Origin of the sequence: Glycomyces tenuis DSM 44171 (assembly GCF_000427885.1) — a bacterium.
Taxonomy (GTDB): Bacteria; Actinomycetota; Actinomycetes; order Mycobacteriales; family Micromonosporaceae; genus Glycomyces; species Glycomyces tenuis.
Genome location: NZ_KE386601.1, coordinates 67,832 through 87,129 on the forward strand (window position 1 = coordinate 67,832; position 19,298 = coordinate 87,129).

A 19,298-nucleotide genomic window follows, 5' to 3' on the forward strand; every position below is an offset into this window, starting at 1 on the left:
CCCCCCTTGGTTCCGGGGCGTCATCTTCATCTCACCGCCCCGCCGAGCGGCGTTCGCCCATTCGCCGCCCAGTCTCCCGGCGCGGTAGATTACCGGCGGGTTCAGCGCAGAGCCCCTGTCCACCGCCACTCCGCGGTGCCAGCTGCCCGGCATCCGCACCGTTCCCTGGAGACGCCCACCGATGGCAACCGAATCGACCGAAACGCAGGACGGCCCCGCCGCCTCCGGCCCGATCGACCGTTACTTCCGCCTCAGCGAGCACCGCACCACCTGGAAGCGCGAGGTCCTCGCCGGCACCACGACCTTCCTGGCGATGGCCTACATCCTCGCCGCCAACCCCGGCATCCTCAGTTTCGGGATCGCCGACATCCTCGGCCCCGAGGCCGCACCCGACCCCGGCGCGATCTTCACCGCCACCGCCCTCGCCGCGGCGCTCGGCTGTCTCGTCATGGGCCTGTGGGCCAGGTACCCGATCGCGCTCGCGCCCGGCATGGGGCTCAACGCCTTCTTCGCGTTCAGCGTCGTCGTCGGCATGGGCATCCCCTGGCAGACCGCCCTGACCGGGACGCTCGTCTCGGGCGTCCTGTTCTTCATCCTCGCCGTCACCGGCGTCCGCGAGACGATCGTCAACGCGATCCCGGCGCAGATGAAGCTCGCCATCGGAGCGGGCATCGGCCTGTTCATCGCCTTCATCGGCCTCAAGGGCGGCGAGATCGTCGTCCCCGACGAGGCCACGCTCGTCGCCCTCGGCGACTTCACCTCCGGTCCGGTCCTGCTCACCCTGTTCGGTCTGGCCGTCACCGCGGTGTTCGTGGTCCTGGGCTGGAAGGGCGGCGTGTTCTACGGCATGCTCGCCACGCTCGCGGTCGGCCTGGCCACCGGCGTCGTCGACTTCGACCTCTCCGAGATCGGCTCGCCGAACCTCGACGCGTTCGGGGCGGCCTTCACCGGCTTCGAGCACGCCTTCACCACCGAGATGATCATCGTGGTCCTCACGATGCTGTTCGTCGACTTCTTCGACACCGCCGGAACCCTCTTCGCCGTCGCCGGGCAGGCCGGGATGCTCAGGGACGGCAGGCTCCCGCGCGCCGGGCGCGCCCTGGCCGCCGACTCGGTCGCCACGATGGGCGGCGCGATCCTCGGCACCTCCACGACCACGTCCTATGTCGAGTCGACCGCGGGCGTGTCGGTCGGCGGGCGCACCGGCCTCACCGCCGTCACCACGGCGGGCTGGTTCCTGGTCTCGCTCGTGGCCTTCCCGGTGTTCGGGCTCGTGGCGAACAACCCCGCGGTGACCGCCCCCGCGCTGGTCGTGGTCGGCGTGCTCATGGCGAAGCAGCTCGGCGGCATCGACTGGGACCGGATGGAGTTCGCGATCCCGGCGTTCCTGACCGTGATCGCGATGCCGCTGACCTACTCGATCTCGAACGGCATCGCGCTCGGCCTGGTCTTCTACCCGCTCGCGATGATCGCCAAGGGCCGCTGGCGGGAAGTCCACCCGATCGTCTACGTGCTCATGGTGGTCTTCCTCGGATACTTCTTCTTCCTCAACGAATGAGCCCCGGACGCGAAGCGGCCCGGCACCGAACGGTGCCGGGCCGCTTCGCCGTTCGCGCTATGCGGCGCGCTTGAGCGCGTCGGCGAGCTTGAGCCGCGAACCGGTGTAGAGAACACTGCGCTTGTACAGCGTCGCGCCCAGGACGAGCGCCCCGACCGCGGCGGCGGCCAGCAGGCCGAGCGCCAGCGCGATCTCCCACACGGGAACGTCGGCGATCGCCATGCGGGTCGGCATCGCGATCCCTGAGAACGGCGGCACGATCGACAGGATCCGCGCGAACGCGCTGGTCGGCGCGTTCAGCAGGAAGATCGCCCCCACGTAGCTGACCGTCAGCGCCATGATCAGCGGCGTCAGCACCGAACCGGCGTCCTCCTGGCGCGAGACCAGCGAGCCGACGCCGCCGGCGAGGGTGCCGAAGAGCGCGAAGGCGATGAACCACCAGCCGATCGACGAGAGCGCCGCCGAGGCCGTGCCCTCCGGCAAATCGGCCAGCAGGCCCGAGCCGGCCGCCACGCCGAGACCCACGGCGACCATCGCGATCAGGTTGACCAGCGAGATGACGCCGAGCCCGATCACCTTGCCGCCGAGCAGCTGCCACGGCTTGAGGCTGGTCAGCAGGATCTCGACGATGCGGCTGGACTTCTCCTCGACGACGCCCATGGCGATGTACTGGACCGGCGTCATGAGCATCATGAACATCATGATGGAGATGATCAGGCCGGTGAAGTAGTCGAGCGGTCCGCCGATGTCGTGCTCTTCGGACAGCGACACGGTCTCCAGCGGCTCCACGGTCAACGCCTGCTGGATCTGTTCGTCCGAGAGCCCGGCGTCGGCCAGCCCGGTCTGCACGCCCGCGGCCTGCCAGGCGGCGTCGAGCTGGGCCTGGAGTTCGGTGCTGGCCGCGCCCTCGCTGTAGAGTGCGCCGTCGGCGACGGCGGCCTCGACCTCGCCGTCGGTGACCGCCTGCTCGGCCTCGTCGACGCTGTCGTACGAGGTGATGTCGAAGCCGCCCATGGCGTCGAGCTGGGCCTCCATGGCGGGGGCGCTCTCGCCGGCGAGGCCGACCTCGGTGGGGCCGTCGTCGCCGCCGATGATCGACGGCAGCGCGGCGAGCACGCCGACGATGACGACGGTGACGACGAGGCTGATGAGGTTGGCCTTGGACAGGCCGCGGACGCGGATCTCCCGGCCCGCGACGAGCATCAGGCCGCGGAACTTGGACGTGTCGTTCTGGGCGCTCATCTCGTCACGGCCTCTCGGAAGATCTCGGCGATGGTGGGCTGGTCGTACGCGAAGTGGGTGACGCGGCCCGCCGCGGCGGCGATCCGCAGCACCTCCTGGTCGTCGGCGCCTTCGACGAGGTAGTCCTCGCCGTCGTGCCGCACCTGCCCCGGCAGCGAGGCGCCCAGGTCCTGGTCGGTGTCGACCCTGACGCGCAGCTGCTTGACCTCGCGCGCCTTGAGCTCGGCGACCGTCCCGGAGGCGATGATCCTCCCGGCGCCGATGATGACGACCGAGTCGCACAGCCGCTCGACGAGGTCGAGCTGGTGGCTGGAGAAGATGACCGGCGCTCCGGCGGCGGCGCGGTCCCGCAGGGCGGTGCCCATGACGTCGACGGCGATCGGGTCGAGCCCGGAGAACGGCTCGTCGAGGATGAGCACCTCGGGGTCGTGCACGAGCGAGACGGCCAACTGGACGCGCTGCTGGTTGCCCAGCGAGAGGTCCTGCACGTTGTCGCCGATCCGCTCGGTGAGGTTGAGCTGCTCGAGCAGCTCGGCGGCCGACCGCCTGGCGTCGGCGCGGCTCATGCCGTGCAGCTCCCCGAAGTAGGCGATCTGGTCGCCGACCTTCATCTTGGGGTACAGGCCGCGTTCGGAGGGCATGTAGCCGAAGCGCCGCCGCTGTTCGACGCCGAGTTCGGCGCCGTTGTAGACGATCTCGCCGGCGTCGCCGGCGAGCACGCCCATGGCGATGCGCATGGTCGTGGTCTTGCCGGCGCCGTTGGCGCCGACGAAGCCGACCACTTCGCCCGGTTCGGCTGACAGCGACACCCCATCGAGGGCAACGGTATCGCCGAACCTCTTCTTGAGGTCCTTGATTTCGAGCATGCGTTCACCTTAAAGCGGCCCGTGGCGCCGGACGTCCGCCACGGGAAGGATTCCGTTCCGATCCGGATCCTTCCCAAGAACGACGCTCACCTCGGCCTCGCCGTGGTGCCGCGTTCGATCAGGGTGGCTCCCAGCGTGATGGCCGCGTCGGGGTGCTCTTCGCGGGTGATCTGGCCCAGCAGCAGCCGGACCGCCACGGCCGCCTTCGCGGGTATGTCCTGCGCCACGGTCGTCAGTTTCGGTGTGACGTACGTTGCTATGTCGAGGTCGTCGTAGCCGATGACGGACACCTCGCCGGGCACGGCGCGCCCCGCCTCGGCCAGGCCCTCCATGACGCCGATGGCGAGGATGTCGGCGGTCGCGAAGACCGCGGTGACCTCGGGGTGCTCGACGGCCAGCAGGCGGCCGAACTCGCGCCCGGCGGCGTGGGTGGTCTCCACCGCCGAGACCATCGCGCCCTCCCACGGCGCCCCGGCCTCGGCGAAGGCGCTGCGGAAGCCCTCGTAGCGCTGGCGGACCACGCCGGTCTCGAAGAAGGCGGGCCCGGCGAAGGCGATGCGGCGGTGCCCCAGTTCCAGCAGGTGGCGCGCCGCCAGTTCGGCGCCGGTGAAGTCGTCCGAGCGCACGCCCAGGGCGAGCGGGTTCTCCGAGTAGCTATCCATGGCCACCAGGGCGACGCGGCCGACGACCGCGGGGCCGAGCCGGTCGATCTCGACGTCCTGGAATCCCAGGAGGACCGCGCCGTCGAGGTTCCACGAGCGCAGCGCCTCGGCGACTTCGTCGAGGCGGGCGATGCCGCGCAGCATCAGGTGGTAGTCGTGCTTGCGCAGCTCGCGTTCGAGCACGCCGATGATCTCGACGGTGTGCGGGCTGATGGTCAGGCTGTCCTCGCCGGCGGCGGGGACGAGCAGGCCGATGATCCGCGAGGAGCGAGCGGCGAGGCTGCGGGCGGAGGCGCTGGGCACGTAGCCGCGCTGCTCGACGATCCGCAGGATCCGGTCGATGGTGGCCTGGGAGACCCGCGCCCGCTTCCCGTTGATCACATTGGACACGGTCATGGGGCTGACGCCGGCCTCGGCGGCGATGTCCTTCAGCGTGACGCGCACGCGCGGCTCCTCTCGGGGTGGTCGGGGCGGACGCTCCGGCTCGCGGTGTCGGGAACCCGGTGTTGACAAGTCTGACAGCTCACTCTATGCTTTCCGTCTAAGGTATAGCGCTAAACCTAGCATGTGCAGCATCTTTGCCGTGCCGTGGGCCCCTCAACCCCCGTGCGGCGAGCGAACAAGAACGGAGTGACGGTGCATTCGGGCCCTCGAAACGAAGCAGACGAGCCGACCCCCGCCTGGTGGAGGGGCGCGGTGATCTACCAGGTCTACCCGCGCAGCTTCGCCGACGCGAACGGCGACGGCACCGGCGACCTCGAAGGCGTCCGCTCGCGCCTGCCCTACCTCGCCGAGCTCGGCGTCGACGCCCTGTGGTTCACCCCCTGGTACCGCTCGCCGCAGGCCGACGGCGGCTACGACGTGGCCGACTACCGCGCGATCGACCCGGCCTTCGGCACCCTCGCCGACGCCGAGCGGCTCATCGCCGACGCGGCCGCGCTCGGCATCCGCACCATCGTCGACATCGTCCCCAACCACGTCTCCGCCGAGCACCCCTGGTTCGTCGAGGCCCTCGCCGCCGAGCCCGGCGACCCGGCCCGCGACCGCTTCTGGTTCCGCGACGGCCTCGGCGAGTCCGGCGAGATCGCCCCCACCGCCTGGACCTCCAGCTTCTCCGGCCCCACCTGGACCCGCACCGCGGGCCCCGACGGCACCCCCGGCCAGTGGTACCTCCACCTGTTCGCCTCCGAGCAGCCCGACCTCAACTGGAACCACCCCGAGGTCATGGCCGAGCACGAGGCCGTCCTGCGCTTCTGGTACGACCGCGGCGCCGCCGGCGTGCGGATCGACTCGGCCTCCATGCTCGCCAAGGACCCCGAGCTCCCCGAGCTCGCCGAGCACCACGAGCCCGGCACCCACCCCCACCTCGATCGCGACGAGGTCCACGACGTCTACCGGCGCTGGCGCAAGATCGCCGACTCCTACCCCGAGCCCCGCGTGCTCATCGGCGAGGTCTGGCTCCCCGAGACCGAACGCTTCGTCCGCTACCTGCGCGACGACGAGATGCACATGGCGTTCAACTTCGACTTCATGACCGCCCCGTGGGCCTGCGAGGCGATCCGCTCCTCGATCACGACCACCTTCGAGGCCCACCGCGGCGTCGACGCCCCGCCCACCTGGGTCCTGTCCAACCACGACATCACCAGACCGGTCACCCGCTACGGCCGCGAGGACACCTCCTTCGACTTCGCCGCCAAACGCTTCGGCGTCCCCACCGACCTCGCCCTCGGCCGGAGGCGGGCCCGCGCCGCCGCCCTGCTCACCGCCGCCCTGCCCGGCGTCCTCTACATCTACCAGGGCGACGAGCTCGGTCTCCCCGAAGTCGAGGACCTGCCCGAGGGCGCCAGGCAGGACCCCATGCACCACCGCTCCGGCGGCACCGACCCCGGCCGCGACGGCTGCCGCGTCCCCCTCCCGTGGACCCGCACCGGCCCGAACCACGGCTTCAGCGGCACCGCGGCCGAACCCTGGCTGCCGCAGCCGGCCGACTGGGGCTCCCACGCCGTCGAAGCCCAGCAGGGCGACCCCGCCTCGACGCTGTCGCTCTACCGCGAGGCCCTGCGCCTGCGCCGCACCGAGGCGGCGCTGCGCGGCACCGACTTCGCCTGGCGCGAGTCCGAGCCGGGCGTGCTCGCCTTCCGCCGCGGCGAGGACCTCACCTGCGTCGTCAACTTCGGCGACGCCCCAGTAGACCTGCCCGACCACGCCGCGGTGCTCATCGGCAGCGCCGAGATCCAAGGCGACCGCCTGCCCGGCGAGGCCGCCGCCTGGCTGCGGACCTGACGGCGGACCGATCCCTTCAACACCGAACAAGGAGCAAGCAATGAAACCCTCTCGCATCATCGCCGCGACGGCGGCCGCGGCCATCACCGCCGCCGGCCTCGCCGCCTGCTCGGAATCCGAGGACGACGACGGCATCACCGACATCACCGTCGCCATCGACGCCGGACTCGAACAGGGCGCCATCGACGCCTTCAACGAGCGCGTCGCCCAGTTCGAGGAGGCCAACCCCGACATCGACGTCGAGACCCAGGAGTACACCTGGACGGCCACCACCTTCACCGCGCAGCTCGCCGGCGGCACCCTCCCGACCGTGTTCACCGCGCCCTTCACCGACGGGCGCGGCCTGATCGAACGCGGCCAGATCGCCGACATCAGCGCCCTCACCGCCGAACTGCCGTACGCGGGCGACTTCAACCCGAACGTCGCCGCGGCCGGATCCGACGCCGATGGCAACATGTGGGCCGTCCCGATCTCCGCCTACGGCCAAGGGCTCCACTACAACCGGACCCTGTTCGAGGCCGCCGGGCTCGACCCCGACGCCCCGCCCGCCACCTGGGCCGAGATCCGCGCGGCCGCCGACCAGATCGCCGAGGCCACCGGCGAGACCGGCTACGCCATGATGACCAACGCCAACACCGGCGGCTGGATCCTGACGACCATGGTCTACGCCCTCGGCGGGCGCACCGAGGTCATCGACGGCGACACCGCCACCGCCACCATCGACACCCCCGAGATGCGCGAGGCGATCGACATGATCCGCCAGATGCGCTGGGACGACGACTCCATGGGCGACGAGTTCCTCTACGACTGGGGCACCATCAACCAGGACTTCGCCTCCGGCCGCATCGGCATGTACGTCTCCGGCGGCGGCAACTACGGCAACCTGTTCACCCAGAACGCGCTCGACCCCGACGACTACGGCCTGACCGTCCTGCCGCTCGAAGGCGCCGAGTCCGGCGTCCTCGGCGGCGGCACCCTCGCCGCGGTCAGCCCGAACGCCGACGCCGAGCAGCAGGCCGCCGCCGTCGAGTGGATCGACTTCTACTACATGGAGAAGCTCACCGTCGAAGCGGCCGCCGTCGCCGACGCCCAGGCCCTGGCCGACTCCGGCCAGCCCGTCGGCGCCCCGCAGCTGCCCGTGTTCGACAAGGCCACCTACGACGAGTCCCTCGCCTGGGTCGAGGAGTACGTCAACGTCCCGCTCGACCAGATGACCCCCTACACCGAGCAGATCTTCGACCAGACGCTGCTGACCGAACCGGTCCGCGCCACCCAGGAGGTCTACGCGGTGCTCGACCCGCTCGTCCAGACCGTCCTGACCGACGAGGGCGCCGACGTCGACGCCCTGCTCGAGCAGGCCGAGGCCGACGCCCAGGCCGCGATGGACGCGGCCGCCTGAGCCGGGACGAGACGACCATGGCGACCACTCGAACCGACTCCTCCCGGACCGCCGCCCGGGCCGTGCCGCGCACCGCGGACCGGCCCGGGCGGCGCGGGCCGCGCCGCTCCTCCCGCCGCGGCGGCCTCCACACGCTGGTGTTCCTGCTGCCGATGCTCATCATCTTCGGGGTGTTCTCCTGGTTCCCCATCGGCCGGGCGATCCTGATGAGCTTCCAGCAGACCAACCTCGTCACCGACCCGAGCTTCGTCGGCCTGGAGAACTTCCAGACCGTCCTGGCCGACCCGCTGCTGTGGACGGCCGTGAAGAACACCCTCTACTTCGCGCTCCTGGCGCTCCTCTTCGGCTACCCGATCCCGCTCGTCGCGGCCCTGCTGATGAGCGAGGTCCGGCGCATGAAAGGGCTGTTCAGCGCCCTCGCCTACCTCCCGGTGGTCGTCCCGCCGGTGGTGGCCGTCCTGCTGTGGAAGGTCTTCTACGACCCCGGGCCCGAAGGGGTGTTCAACACCCTCCTCGGCCACGTCGGCCTCGGCCCCTACGCCTGGCTCCAGGACGCCGACATCGCCATGCCCGCCCTGGTCCTCGAGGCCACGTGGGCCGCCGCCGGCGGCACGATCATCATCTACCTGGCCGCGCTCACCGGCGTCGACCCGAGCCTGTACGAGGCCGCCGAGATCGACGGCGCCGGCATCTGGCACAAGATCTGGCACATCACGCTGCCGCAGCTGCGCGGCATCCTGCTCATCACGTTCATCCTCCAGATCATCGGCACCGCCCAGGTCTTCCTGGAGCCGTTCCTGTTCACCGACGGCGGGCCCGCGAACTCGACGGTGACCGTGCTGCTCTTGATCTACCGCTACGCGTTCACCAACTCGCTCGGCGGCGACTACGGCGCCGCCACCGCCCTGAGCCTCATGCTGGCGATCGTGCTGGCCCTGTTCTCGGCGCTGTACTTCCGACTCACCCGCTCCTGGAGCAACTCATGAGCACCCGGCAAGCCGACCGCGGGGTCATCGCCCCCACCGACTGGAAGCGGCCCGGCGTCCGCTGGAGCGCGCGCGCCGCTCACGCCGCGCTCCTGGCGGCCCTCATCGTGATCGGCCTCGGGCCGATGCTGTGGCTCGCCAAGTCCGCCGTCACGCCCACACAGGACACGCTGCGCCAACCGCTCGCGCTGTGGCCGAACGGTCTCGACCTGGCGAACCTGACCGAGGCGTGGACCCGGGTCGAGATCGACAAGTACTTCTTCAACACCGTCGCCCTCGCCGCCGGAGCCTGGGCCGTCCAGCTCCTGGTCGCCGCCACCGCCGGCTACGCGCTGGCGGTCCTGCGCCCCCGGTACGGCAAGGTGCTCAGCGGGATCGTGCTCGCGACGCTGTTCGTGCCGGCCGTGGTGCTGCTCGTGCCGCTCTACCTGACCGTGCTCGACCCGCCGGTGCTGGGGACCTCGCTGCTCAACTCCTTCTGGGCGGTGTGGCTGCCGGCCGGAGCCAACGCGTTCAACGTGCTGTTGATGCAGCGGTTCTTCTCCAACCTCCCCAGGGAGGTCTTCGAGGCCGCCCGCGTCGACGGCGCCGGCCCCTACCGGCTGTTCTGGTCGATCGTGCTGCCGATGTCGCGCCCCATCATCGGCGTCGTCTCGGTGTTCGCCGTCATCGCGTCCTGGAAGGACTTCCTGTGGCCGATGCTGGTGCTGCCCGACCCGAACCTCCAGCCGCTGTCGGTGCGCCTGCCCGCGCTCCAGCAGTTCGTCGAGCTCGACGTCTTCCTCGCCGCCCTGGCGATCTCGACGCTCATTCCCGTGGCGCTGTTCCTGGTCTTCCAGCGCATGTTCCTCTCCGGTGCCGGACTCGGAGGCGCGATCAAAGGCTGACCGCCGCCCACACCTCTTGCGAAAGGACGACGACGATGTCGCACCCATCCAGACCACTCCCGCTCAGACCACGCCTGCTCACCCTCTCGGCGGTGCTCGCGCTCGCCGTCGGCGCCGCCTGCATCTCCACCGCGCAGGCCGCGAGCAGCGCCTACGAAGCCGAGGACGCGGCCCTCTCCGGCGGCGCGGCCGTCGAGACCGAGCACGCCGGCTACACCGGTTCGGGCTACGTCGGCGGCTTCACCGACGCCAACAAGGGCTCGGCGGCGGTGACGTTCACCGTCGCCGCCGCCTCGGCCGGAACCGGCGAGCTCGAACTGCGCTACGCCAACGGCACCGGCGTCGACATGACCCTCTCGCTGTACGTCGACGGGACGAGGGCCCGCCAACTGACCCTGCCCTCGCCGGGCGGCTGGGACGCCTGGGGCACCGTCACGGCCCCGGTCGACCTCGCCGCCGGAGGCAGCGACGTGGCACTCCGCTTCGACTCCACCGACTCCGGCAACGTCAACCTCGACAGGATCACCGTCACCGACGACGACGGGCCCGACCCCGACCCGGGCGGCAGCGGCGCCGAGCTGCCGTACACCGAGTACGAAGCCGAGGACGCGGCCACCAACGCCACCGTGCTCGGCCCCGACCGCACCTACCGCACCGTCGCCTCCGAGGCGTCCGGCCGCCAGGCCGTCCGCCTCGACCAGACCGGCGAGTACGTCGAGTTCACCCTCACCGAGCCCGCGAACTCGCTGGTCCTGCGCTACTCCATTCCCGACTCCGCCGACGGGAGCGGCCTGACCGCCCCGCTCGGCCTCTACATCGACGGGCGCAAGCACACCGACCTCGAACTGACCAGCGCCTACAGCTGGGTCTACGGCCAGTACCCGTTCCCCAACGACCCGTCCCAAGGGCTGGCGCACCGGTTCTTCGACGAGACCCGCACGCTGCTCGACCCGCTCCCGGCCGGGACGGTCCTGCGCCTGGAGAAGGACGCCGCCTCGACCGCCGCCCACTACGACATCGACCTGATCGACACCGAGCAGGTCGGATCGCCGTCGCCGCGACCCGCCGGCCTGGTGGACATCGCCGACCACGGCGCCGTCCCCGACGACGGGGCCGACGACACCGCGGCGATCCGCTCGGCCGTCGCCGCCGCCCAGTCGGCCGGGACCGGCGTCTGGGTCGGCGAAGGCCGCTTCACGATCACCGAGCGCATCCAGGTGAACGGCATCGAGGTCCGCGGCGCCGGACCCTGGCACTCGGTCCTCGAAGGCGCGGACGGCCGCGGCGGCATCGAGCCGACCGGCGGCACCGTCACCATCGCCGACCTCATGATCGACGGCGACGTCCGCCACCGCGACCCCGACGACCAGATCACCACCGACACCGCCGTCGAAGGCGTCTTCGGCCCCGGTTCGGTGGTGTCGAACGTGTGGATCGAGCACGCCAAGGTCGGCATGTGGATCCACAATGGCACCGACGGCCTGACCGTCACCGGCGTGCGCGTCCGCAACACCTTCGCCGACGGCATCCACCTCAACGGCGGCACCAGCGACACCGTCGTCGAGCAGAGCCACATACGCGGCACCGGCGACGACGCGCTCGCCATGTGGTCCAACGGCACCGCGGTCTCGAACTCCTCGTTCCGGCACAACACCGTGCAGACGCCGAACCTCGCCAACGGCATCGCGATCTACGGCGGCCACGGCAACAGCGCCGTCGGCAACCTCATCGCCGACACCGTGACCGCCTCGGCGGGCATCGCCGTCAGCACGCGGTTCGACCCGGTCCCGTTCAGCGGCGAGACCCTCATCGAAGGCAACACGCTCGTGCGCGCCGGCGGCCTGGAGCCGAACTGGAACAGCCGGTTCGGCGCGCTGTGGATCTACGCCGACACCTCGGACATCACCGCGCCGGTCACCGTCCGCGACATGGTCGTCCGCGACTCCACGTACGCGGGGATCCTGATGAGCTGGCAGCGGCAGATCACGAACGTCACGTTCGAGGACGTCGTCATCGACGGCACGGGCACCTGGGGCATCGAGATCCAGGCGACCGGCTCCGCCTCCTTCACCGATGTGGACGTCAGCGGGACCGGCTCGGGCGGTCTGAGCGCGCCCGCGGAATTCGACGTCGTCCGCGGCGAGGGCAACTCCGGCTTCTGACGCGGCACACCGGCGAGGACGGCCGCCGGGGCCCTCGCGTCCCGGCGGCCGCTCGCCTCGTCGGCTTCACTTCTCGCCGCGTCTGTGCGAACATCGTTGCTGCGACCGACATCGGTCTCGCGTGGTCCACCCCGCCCCAAGGAGATCCGCCATGCCGCGCCCCACCCCGCTCCTCGCAGTGACCAACGGCCTCTTGAACCTCACCCAGCGCCGCCGCGACCCCGAGGCGCTGTGGCGCCGCCTTCTCGACGATTGCGAGCGCGAGTTCGGCCTGGTCCCCGAAGGCCCCGAGGCCGAAGCGCTGCGGCAGCTGCTGAACGCCATGTACGACGAGCCCGGGCTCTCCGCGATGGGACGCTTCAGCGCCGAGCACTCGCAGGTGGGCCCCAGGCTCCGGAACGTCGCCCAAGTGGACGCGCAGCACCGCGCCGAACCCGCGATCGGCGCCGAGCCGATCGAGGACCCGATCTTCATCCTCGGCCTGCCCCGCACCGCCACCACCGTCACGCACCGGCTCCTGGCCGCGGCAGAGGGCTGCCGCGGGCCCCTCATGGCGGAGCTGGTCTCGACGAGAACGCATTATGAGGACTGGAAGAAGGAGTCCAAGGGCATCGAGAAGGTCATCAAGATGATGTACCGCTATGAGCCCTACTTCAAGGACATCCACCCGCTCAGCGCGTTCGAGCCCGAGGAGACGTTCTTCGCCGAGGTCGCCACCCGGTTCTTCATGGGCTCGGCGCCGCTGCCCGGTTATCGCAAGTGGATCGACGGCGCCGACGCCGTCCCCTGGTACGAGTACCTCAAGCGGGTGCTCCAGGTCCTCCAGTACGGCAGGCCCCGGCGGCGGTGGGTGCTGAAGCAGCCCGCGCACCTGTGGCATCTGCCGGAGATCTTCAAGGTCTTCCCGACCGCGACGATCGTGTGGTGCCACCGGGACCCGGTCACCGCGTTCGGGTCGACCTGCTCGATGAACGAGGCGACCTGGCGGATGCATCTCAAGCCCGAGGCCGTGGACCTGCACGAGCTCGGGGACCTGTGGCTCGACCTCCTCGTGGAGGGGATCGAGACCGCGAGGACCGCCCGGGCGGGCCTGCCGCGCGAGCGGATCGTGGACGTGCCCTACCACTGGCTGACCACGGACCCGTACAGCACGATCCCGGCGCTGTTCGAGCGGCTGGACGTCCCCTGGGGGCCGGCTTCCGAGCGGTCGCTCGACGAGCATTTCGCGAAGCGGGACACCACCCGCCGCCACGAGTACGAGGCGGCCGCCTACGGCAAGGGGCACGACCAGATCACCGAGGCGTTCGGCGACTACGTGCAGATGGTGCACGGCTTCAACGCCGCTCCACCGGCGTGGATCCGCGGCGCTCTCAGGTGACCGGCGGTGCGGGCCGCGCAGGGGCCTCCGCTGCTCAGGCGTGCGGGTCGAACTTGTAGCCCAGGCCCCGGACCGTCACCAGGTGCCGCGGCTTGCCCGGCTCGGGCTCGATCTTGGAGCGCAGGCGCTTGACGTGCACGTCGAGGGTCTTGGTGTCGCCGACGTAGTTCGCGCCCCAGACCCGGTCGATGAGCTGGCCGCGGGTGAGCACGCGCCCGGCGTTGCGCAGCAGCATCTCCAGCAGCTCGAACTCCTTGAGCGGCAGCTGGACGTCCCCGCCGCCGACCGAGACGGTGTGGCGGTCGACGTCCATGCGCACCGGCCCGGCCTCCAGGACCGTGACGATCGGGTCGTCGGGCTCGGCCGAGCGGCGCAGCACCGCCCTGATCCTGGCCACCAACTCCCGGGAGGAGTACGGCTTGGTGATGTAGTCGTCGGCGCCCAGCTCCAGGCCCACCACCTTGTCGACCTCGGAGTCGCGGGCGGTGACCATGATGATCGGGACGTTCGAGTTCGCCCGCAGCTCGCGGCACACCTCGGTGCCGGACTTCTCGGGCAGCATGAGGTCGAGGAGGACCACGTCGGCGCCCGTGCGCTCGTACTCCTTGATGGCGGCGTCGCCGTCGGCGGCGACCGACACCTCGAAGCCCTCCTTGCGGAGCATGTAAGACAAAGCGTCGGAGAACGATTCCTCGTCTTCGACTACGAGAACGCGGGTCACGGGTCAACCTTCCCTAGCGATAAAGCATCGTCGGATCTGTCGATTTCAGCCGAGTCCGGTGCCGTGGCGTCGGCCGGAAGGGAACGCGCAGGCAACATCAAGGTAAACATTGATCCAGATTCCGGCATACTGGACACTTCGACACGTCCCCCATGATTCACCGCGACGTGCTTCACAATAGCCAATCCCAGGCCGGTGCCCCCGGTGGCCCGCGACCGCGCCGCGTCCACCCGGTAGAACCGCTCGAAGATCCGGTCCAGTTCCTCTGGGGGAATACCGATCCCCTCGTCGCGGACCCCGATGCAGACGGTCTGCGACCGGGCCACCGAACCGTTCGGTCGGCACAGCGAGGTGGTCACCTCGACCGTCGTGTTCTCAGGTGAATACGCGATGGCGTTGTCGACGAGGTTCTTCACCGCCATCACCAACTGCGACTCGGTGCCGAGCACCTCGAGCGCCGTGACGCCGTTCACCTTGAGGCCGATGCCCTTCGTCTCGGCGCCGATCCGGGTCTGGTCGAGCGCCTCGGCGATGATCCGGTCGACCGACACCGGCTCGGGGTCGGGCAGCTTCTCGGCGCCCTGGAGCCGCGAGAGCTCGAGCAGGTCGGTGACGAGGTGGGTCATGCGCGCCGACTCGGCCTGGATGCGGTCGGCGAAGCGGGCCGCCGCGTCGGGGTCCTCGGCGGCGTCCTTGAGCGCCTCGGCGAGGATCTGCATCGCCCCGACCGGCGTCTTCAGCTCGTGGCTGATGTTCGCGACGAAGTCGCGCCGCACCCGCTCGACGCGGTGCAGCTCGGAGATGTCCTGGAGCTCGACGACGGCCACGCCGTCGGCCAGCGGCGTGATGCGCGCCCGCACCGCCGAGGGCTCGCCCATCGCGGGCGCGGGCACGTCCAGCTCGGCGTCGCGGAAGCGCCCCGAGCGCCTGGCCTGCGCCAGGAGCGCCCGCAGGGTCAGCGAGGTGATCTCGACGTCGTCGACGAGCCCGAGGCCGCGGGCGGCGGTGTTGGCGTACAGGACCTGGTTCTGCTCGTCGACCAGGCACACGCCGGTGCGCAGCAGGTCGATCGCGGCCGCCCACGGGCGGCGGTCCGGCGAGACGGCCGCGCCGTGGTACCGCGGCGCCCTGCGGCCCTTGATCAGGGCCAGGGCCGTGGAGGCGGCGCCGAGGGCGGCGCCGGCGGCCAGGCCCGCGAGCGCCCGGCCGGTGCTTCCGCGAAGCGCCGAGCGAGGGGGGTTCGAATCGTTATGACGCACGCTTCCAGCCTAAACATGAAACGGCCCGGCGTCGAGTGCCGGGCCGCCACGCGGTAACCCTCCGTTAACCCAGCCTCTCGGGCTCGCCCTGCGCCGCGACGGCGGCCGACGCCTCGGGCACCGCCTCCCCGCCGGCCGGCAGGCGCGCCGGAACCGCGGGGTCGAGGTGCCGGAACGGGAGGACCTTGGCGGGGTCGATCGCCCCGCTGACCGATGCCAGGACGATCAGCTGCGCGTTCGTGTCGACCGCGAACCGGTTCCGCAGGTCCTTGAGGAGGCGGCGCAGGTGCGTCGGCGAATACCCCAGCCACTGGGCGGCGACCTCCTGGCTGGGGGCCGCGATCAGGCAGTTGAGCAGCTCGATCTCGGTCGCGCCGAGCGCGGTGGGGGTGTGCGAAGGGGGAAGGTTCACGCTCTTTCTCTCTTCACTTGAGTGGTAAGGAGCAGGGCGGTGCCTTTGGGGACAAATCAAACGGTAACAGCTCGAGTGCGGTCCGTGTGTGCCAGGAAGATGACAACGGGCGACCCCGCGCCGCCGACCGGACCGGGCTCCCCGCGGTGGCGATGGGCGTTCGGGGAGGTCTGGTCGCCGAGGGCGGCCCGGCCTCCCCGCGCCCCTGGCGATGTTCGGAACCGAACGCGCGCCTTGCGGGCCATTGTCGACATCGATAGCTTAAGAAGGCCAAGGGCGCACGACCAGAAGCTCCTACACCACCGGCCGTGCGCCGCGGCGAGACCGCGACAGAAAGGAGAACCCGATTGCCAGCGGCCTCAAGCGAATCCTAGCCCGACGCCTTCACCGCCCCATCGGTCCGCTCGGTCCTTCGCACCGAGAGGCCGAAGCGGACGACGACGGAGGCGACCGGCCCGACGAGGGCCGTCGTGAGGACCGGGCCGGCGGAGCGAGAGACGCGGCAGCACCGAGGGCGCATGTGACGGCGCCCCACTCAGACGACGCACAGGGACCGACGGGCCCCGCCCCCGCGCAGCGGACGCGGCGAGCACGCGGGCCCTCGAAAGCCGGACTCCTCAAGACCGAAGGAAGACAACGTTGACCACTCGTATCCACTCGCTCAAAGTCCGCGCCTCCAGGGCGGCGGCGGTCGCCTCAATGGCCGTCATGATGATCGCCGGCGGCGCCACCGCCGCTCAGGCGGCCCCGGCGGAAGGCGACTTCGGCTACCAGGCCTGCTCGAACGTCGGCGGCGGCACCTGGTGCCAGGGCACGCAGCCCGACGGCCTGCTCAAGGAGTGCTACTCGAACTACAAGCACAACAGCAACTACCACAGCGCGACCGCCGCCATGGCCGGCGGAACCGAGACGCGGTACGCCTCGGCGGGGTACTGGGCCAGGGCCAACATCACGGCCGGATGGGCCTACACCTGCTACACCTACTACAATCCCAACGCCTGAGTCTGATGAAGGCTTAGCGGCGCAACGCGAATACCATCAAGCCGGTATCGAGCCGGACCATCCGGCTCGATACCGGCGAGCGACAAGAGCGCCTCCTCCGCCCTCGTGCGGCCGCATTCGAGCCCTGTGCCAGCGGATCCGCCCCATCCCAGTGCCCGATAAGGATTGCGAACGTTCGTGCGACTGACACTTTCCGTCCTCTTCGCGGGAATCATTCTCGCGATACCGGCGGTCCTTCTCGTGGACGCGGCATTCGAAGGCGAATCGCAGACCCGGACCGCCGCCGAGCGGATCGGCACCGAGTTCGTCTGGCCCGACGAGCCCGTCGTGGCCGACCCCGAGGCGGCGCTGCGGATCCTCACCGAGGCGGCCGAGGCCACCGAGTCCAATGTGCTGCGCACGACCGTCGACGACTGGACGGAGGGCCGCAAGCGCATCACCCACTACGTGCTCATGGGCCGGGACGGCACGGGCCTGTTCGACGAGTTCACCCTCGCCGAAGGACGCTGGCTGAGCCGGACCGAGTCGCGGACCGGCACGGCGACCGTCTCCTCGGCCGGCGGAGCCGACGTCGTCGGCGTGCCCGAAGTCCTGGGCGGCCGCTACGATTTGACGTTCGCGCCGCTCCACCACGCCTTCGAGTCGTTGCCGAGCGCGGGCCGGTACGTGGTCGAGGCCCCCGACGGCGAGGCCGCCGAGCGCTTCCTCTCCATCGTCCACAATCGACTAGTTGAGGCCGGGGCCACCGAACTCCGCCCCGAAGACCTGAGGCCGGACCTGCTCCACAGCGCCGCCGGCGGCGACGGCCGACTGAACGCCCTGGCCTACATCCTCGCGGGCACCGCCACGCTCGTCGCCGCCTTCATCCTGCTGCGCGAAGGCAAGCGGATCGGCGTGCTGCGGCTGATGGGCCACTCCTCGCCGCGGATCTGGTACCGCGTCGTCGGGCGCCTGCAACTGGCGACCCTCGCCGCCGGACTGGCCGCCTGCGCCGCCTGCGCCGTCGCCGTCCCCGGCGTCGACGCGTTCTTCGTGCGCACCGTCGCCGTCGGACTGGCCGAAGTGGCCGCGGTCGGATTCGCGGCCACGCTCGGGGCCGGGCTGGTCGTCATCCACCGCGTGCGAATCGCAGATCTCATCAAAGGGAGTTTGGATTGAACGCTCAGATGCGGACCGCCGAGCGGCCGAGGCGCCGCCTCGGCGCGGCGATGGCGGTGCCGGCGCTGGTGAAGACCGTCTGCGGGGCGGTGCTGGCCACCCTGGCCGTGGTGGTGTGGCAGCAGCTGGCGGACCTGGAGGAGCGGCGGGAGCTGAGCGAGGACTGGGAGGACGTCCAGGACTACGCGGTCTTCTACCCCCATGCGATCGGCAACGACCAGGAGGAGCTGGAGATCGGAGGCCACACCACGAAGATCGCCGAGGCGCGCGACCTCTACCCGGCGCTCGAGGCGGACGGCGCGATCTTCGTCGACGCCGTCAACTACGAGACCGGGGTGCCGGACGACCCCTCCTCGCCGTGGCCGGTGCCGCCGATCCGGGTCAACACCAACTACCTCGCGCAGTACCCGATCCTGGACGAGTCCGGGGCCCCGATCGAGCTCGGCGACGACGAGCGGGCGTGGGTGGTCGCCGTGCCCGAGCAGTACAAGCCGCGCGAAGCGGAGCTGTTGGAGCTCTTCCAGTCCGTGCGCACCGGCGGCCAGGGCTTCCAGTCGGTGATGGAGGCGCAGGAGCGCATCTTCGGCGAGCCCGTCCCCGAGGAGCTCGCCGAGCAGGAGGTCCGCATCGTCTGGACGGCCTCGGGGCAGGAGGTGTTCTCCTTCAACTCCAATGTCAACCCCGAAGGCGGGCACACGATCACCGACCCCATCGTCGAGATCATGACCCCCTCCAACACCCTGATGCTGGACCGGATCAACGCGATCACCGGCGACATGAACACCCCCTTGAAGGTCCGGGTCGACGGCGACCCCGCGGCCACGCTCGCCGAGCTCGCCCCGCTCCTGCGGGATCTGGGCCTCGACGACAACCTCCGGCATCTGGTGACCGCCCACGAGGCCATGCTCACCGAGGCCGGCGACGTGGAGACCGCTATCGCGTGGGTCACGGCGGTCGCGGTGGCCGCCCTGCTGGTCATGCTGGCGCTGAACGCGGCACTGGTGGTCATCGCCTCCGACCGGCTGCGCCGGAAGCTCACCGTCCGCAGGCTCCACGGCATCGGCTTCGCGCGCACCTACCGGGAGCTGCTGACGATCCTCGGCGTGACATGGCTGGTCCAGGCCCTCTTCGCAGGCGTCGCGGTCGTGGTGCTGGAGCTGAACTCCGGAGGCGAGTTCGAAGCGGCGGTCGAGCCGTTCGCCCAGATGCCGAGACTGCTGGCCGTGCTCGCCGTGTCGTTGGGGATCGAGGCGCTGTTCGTGGCCGTGACCGCCGGCGTCGTCGAACGCCGGGACGCGGTCAAGCGATTGAAGGAGCTGTAGC

Annotated in this window: 16 protein-coding genes; 10 read left to right on the forward strand and 6 right to left on the reverse strand. The window is 70.6% G+C overall.

Annotated elements, in window-relative coordinates; translation table 11 throughout:
• Positions 1 to 181 precede the first annotated feature (181 nt).
• Positions 182 to 1,558: an NCS2 family permease gene (locus tag YWW_RS0125585; protein WP_026932301.1), complete on the forward strand. Its 1,377-nt coding sequence runs from the start codon at positions 182 to 184 to the stop codon at positions 1,556 to 1,558.
• A gap of 57 nt (positions 1,559 to 1,615) precedes the next feature.
• Here YWW_RS0125585 and YWW_RS0125590 read toward each other — a convergent pair whose 3' ends face one another.
• The 3 genes from YWW_RS0125590 to YWW_RS0125600 form a co-directional block, all read right to left on the reverse strand.
• Positions 1,616 to 2,800: an ABC transporter permease gene (locus YWW_RS0125590; protein ID WP_051326321.1), complete on the reverse strand. Its 1,185-nt coding sequence runs from the start codon at positions 2,798 to 2,800 to the stop codon at positions 1,616 to 1,618.
• The gene (locus YWW_RS0125595) at positions 2,797 to 3,666 is read right to left on the reverse strand and encodes an ABC transporter ATP-binding protein (RefSeq protein ID WP_026932303.1); all 870 of its coding nucleotides are present in this window, start codon (positions 3,664 to 3,666) and stop codon (positions 2,797 to 2,799) included. The genes YWW_RS0125590 and YWW_RS0125595 overlap by 4 nt, the downstream gene beginning before the upstream one ends.
• Positions 3,667 to 3,752: 86 nt before the next feature.
• A complete protein-coding gene (locus YWW_RS0125600; protein WP_026932304.1) occupies positions 3,753 to 4,772 on the reverse strand; it encodes a LacI family DNA-binding transcriptional regulator in 1,020 nt (339 codons plus the stop codon).
• A gap of 252 nt (positions 4,773 to 5,024) precedes the next feature.
• On the opposite strand from YWW_RS0125600, the gene YWW_RS0125605 reads away from it, so the two are divergent.
• The 6 genes from YWW_RS0125605 to YWW_RS33150 all read left to right on the forward strand — a co-directional run bounded on the left by YWW_RS0125605 (position 5,025) and on the right by YWW_RS33150 (position 13,423).
• Entirely contained in the window at positions 5,025 to 6,611 is a 1,587-nt protein-coding gene (locus YWW_RS0125605) for a glycoside hydrolase family 13 protein (protein ID WP_245595503.1), read from the forward strand.
• 40 nt (positions 6,612 to 6,651) lie between these two features.
• Entirely contained in the window at positions 6,652 to 8,010 is a 1,359-nt protein-coding gene (locus YWW_RS0125610; RefSeq protein WP_026932306.1) for an ABC transporter substrate-binding protein, read from the forward strand.
• Between the two features lie 17 nt (positions 8,011 to 8,027).
• Complete coding sequence (locus YWW_RS0125615) at positions 8,028 to 8,996, forward strand: carbohydrate ABC transporter permease (RefSeq protein WP_026932307.1); 969 nt, start codon at positions 8,028 to 8,030, stop codon at positions 8,994 to 8,996.
• Positions 8,993 to 9,883 carry a carbohydrate ABC transporter permease gene (locus YWW_RS0125620; protein ID WP_026932308.1) on the forward strand — a complete coding sequence of 297 codons (891 nt, stop codon included), beginning with the start codon at positions 8,993 to 8,995 and terminating at the stop codon, positions 9,881 to 9,883. The genes YWW_RS0125615 and YWW_RS0125620 overlap by 4 nt, the downstream gene beginning before the upstream one ends.
• A 35-nt stretch (positions 9,884 to 9,918) precedes the next feature.
• A complete protein-coding gene (locus YWW_RS33145; protein WP_051815523.1) occupies positions 9,919 to 12,045 on the forward strand; it encodes a right-handed parallel beta-helix repeat-containing protein in 2,127 nt (708 codons plus the stop codon).
• Positions 12,046 to 12,196: 151 nt separating this feature from the next.
• Entirely contained in the window at positions 12,197 to 13,423 is a 1,227-nt protein-coding gene (locus tag YWW_RS33150; RefSeq protein WP_051326323.1) for a sulfotransferase family protein, read from the forward strand.
• Positions 13,424 to 13,457: 34 nt separating this feature from the next.
• On the opposite strand, the gene YWW_RS0125640 is transcribed toward YWW_RS33150, so the two are convergent.
• The 3 genes from YWW_RS0125640 to YWW_RS0125650 form a co-directional block, all read right to left on the reverse strand.
• On the reverse strand, positions 13,458 to 14,144 hold the full coding sequence (locus tag YWW_RS0125640; RefSeq protein WP_026932309.1) for a response regulator transcription factor: 687 nt from the start codon (positions 14,142 to 14,144) through the stop codon (positions 13,458 to 13,460).
• Positions 14,141 to 15,403, reverse strand: coding sequence for a sensor histidine kinase (locus YWW_RS0125645; RefSeq protein WP_051326324.1), 1,263 nt, complete (start codon positions 15,401 to 15,403; stop codon positions 14,141 to 14,143). The genes YWW_RS0125640 and YWW_RS0125645 overlap by 4 nt, the downstream gene beginning before the upstream one ends.
• 64 nt (positions 15,404 to 15,467) lie before the next feature.
• On the reverse strand, positions 15,468 to 15,815 hold the full coding sequence (locus tag YWW_RS0125650; RefSeq protein ID WP_026932311.1) for a hypothetical protein: 348 nt from the start codon (positions 15,813 to 15,815) through the stop codon (positions 15,468 to 15,470).
• Between the two features lie 639 nt (positions 15,816 to 16,454).
• On the opposite strand from YWW_RS0125650, the gene YWW_RS34585 reads away from it, so the two are divergent.
• The 3 genes from YWW_RS34585 to YWW_RS0125665 all read left to right on the forward strand — a co-directional run bounded on the left by YWW_RS34585 (position 16,455) and on the right by YWW_RS0125665 (position 19,297).
• A complete protein-coding gene (locus tag YWW_RS34585) occupies positions 16,455 to 16,817 on the forward strand; it encodes a lactococcin 972 family bacteriocin (protein WP_051326325.1) in 363 nt (120 codons plus the stop codon).
• Between the two features lie 177 nt (positions 16,818 to 16,994).
• Complete coding sequence (locus YWW_RS0125660) at positions 16,995 to 17,975, forward strand: hypothetical protein (protein WP_026932312.1); 981 nt, start codon at positions 16,995 to 16,997, stop codon at positions 17,973 to 17,975.
• Complete coding sequence (locus YWW_RS0125665) at positions 17,972 to 19,297, forward strand: hypothetical protein (RefSeq protein ID WP_155830410.1); 1,326 nt, start codon at positions 17,972 to 17,974, stop codon at positions 19,295 to 19,297. Before YWW_RS0125660 ends, YWW_RS0125665 begins: the two co-directional genes overlap by 4 nt.
• Position 19,298 lies beyond the last annotated feature (1 nt).

Bases quoted from the DNA above. Each gene is read 5' to 3' on its own strand.
- YWW_RS0125585 (WP_026932301.1), top strand. From the start codon at position 182: ATGGCAACCGAATCGACCGAAACGCAGGACGGCCCCGCCGCCTCCGGC.
- YWW_RS0125590 (WP_051326321.1), bottom strand. From the start codon at position 2,800: ATGAGCGCCCAGAACGACACGTCCAAGTTCCGCGGCCTGATGCTCGTC.
- YWW_RS0125595 (WP_026932303.1), bottom strand. From the start codon at position 3,666: ATGCTCGAAATCAAGGACCTCAAGAAGAGGTTCGGCGATACCGTTGCC.
- YWW_RS0125610 (WP_026932306.1), top strand. From the start codon at position 6,652: ATGAAACCCTCTCGCATCATCGCCGCGACGGCGGCCGCGGCCATCACC.
- YWW_RS0125615 (WP_026932307.1), top strand. From the start codon at position 8,028: ATGGCGACCACTCGAACCGACTCCTCCCGGACCGCCGCCCGGGCCGTG.
- YWW_RS0125620 (WP_026932308.1), top strand. From the start codon at position 8,993: ATGAGCACCCGGCAAGCCGACCGCGGGGTCATCGCCCCCACCGACTGG.
- YWW_RS33145 (WP_051815523.1), top strand. From the start codon at position 9,919: ATGTCGCACCCATCCAGACCACTCCCGCTCAGACCACGCCTGCTCACC.
- YWW_RS33150 (WP_051326323.1), top strand. From the start codon at position 12,197: ATGCCGCGCCCCACCCCGCTCCTCGCAGTGACCAACGGCCTCTTGAAC.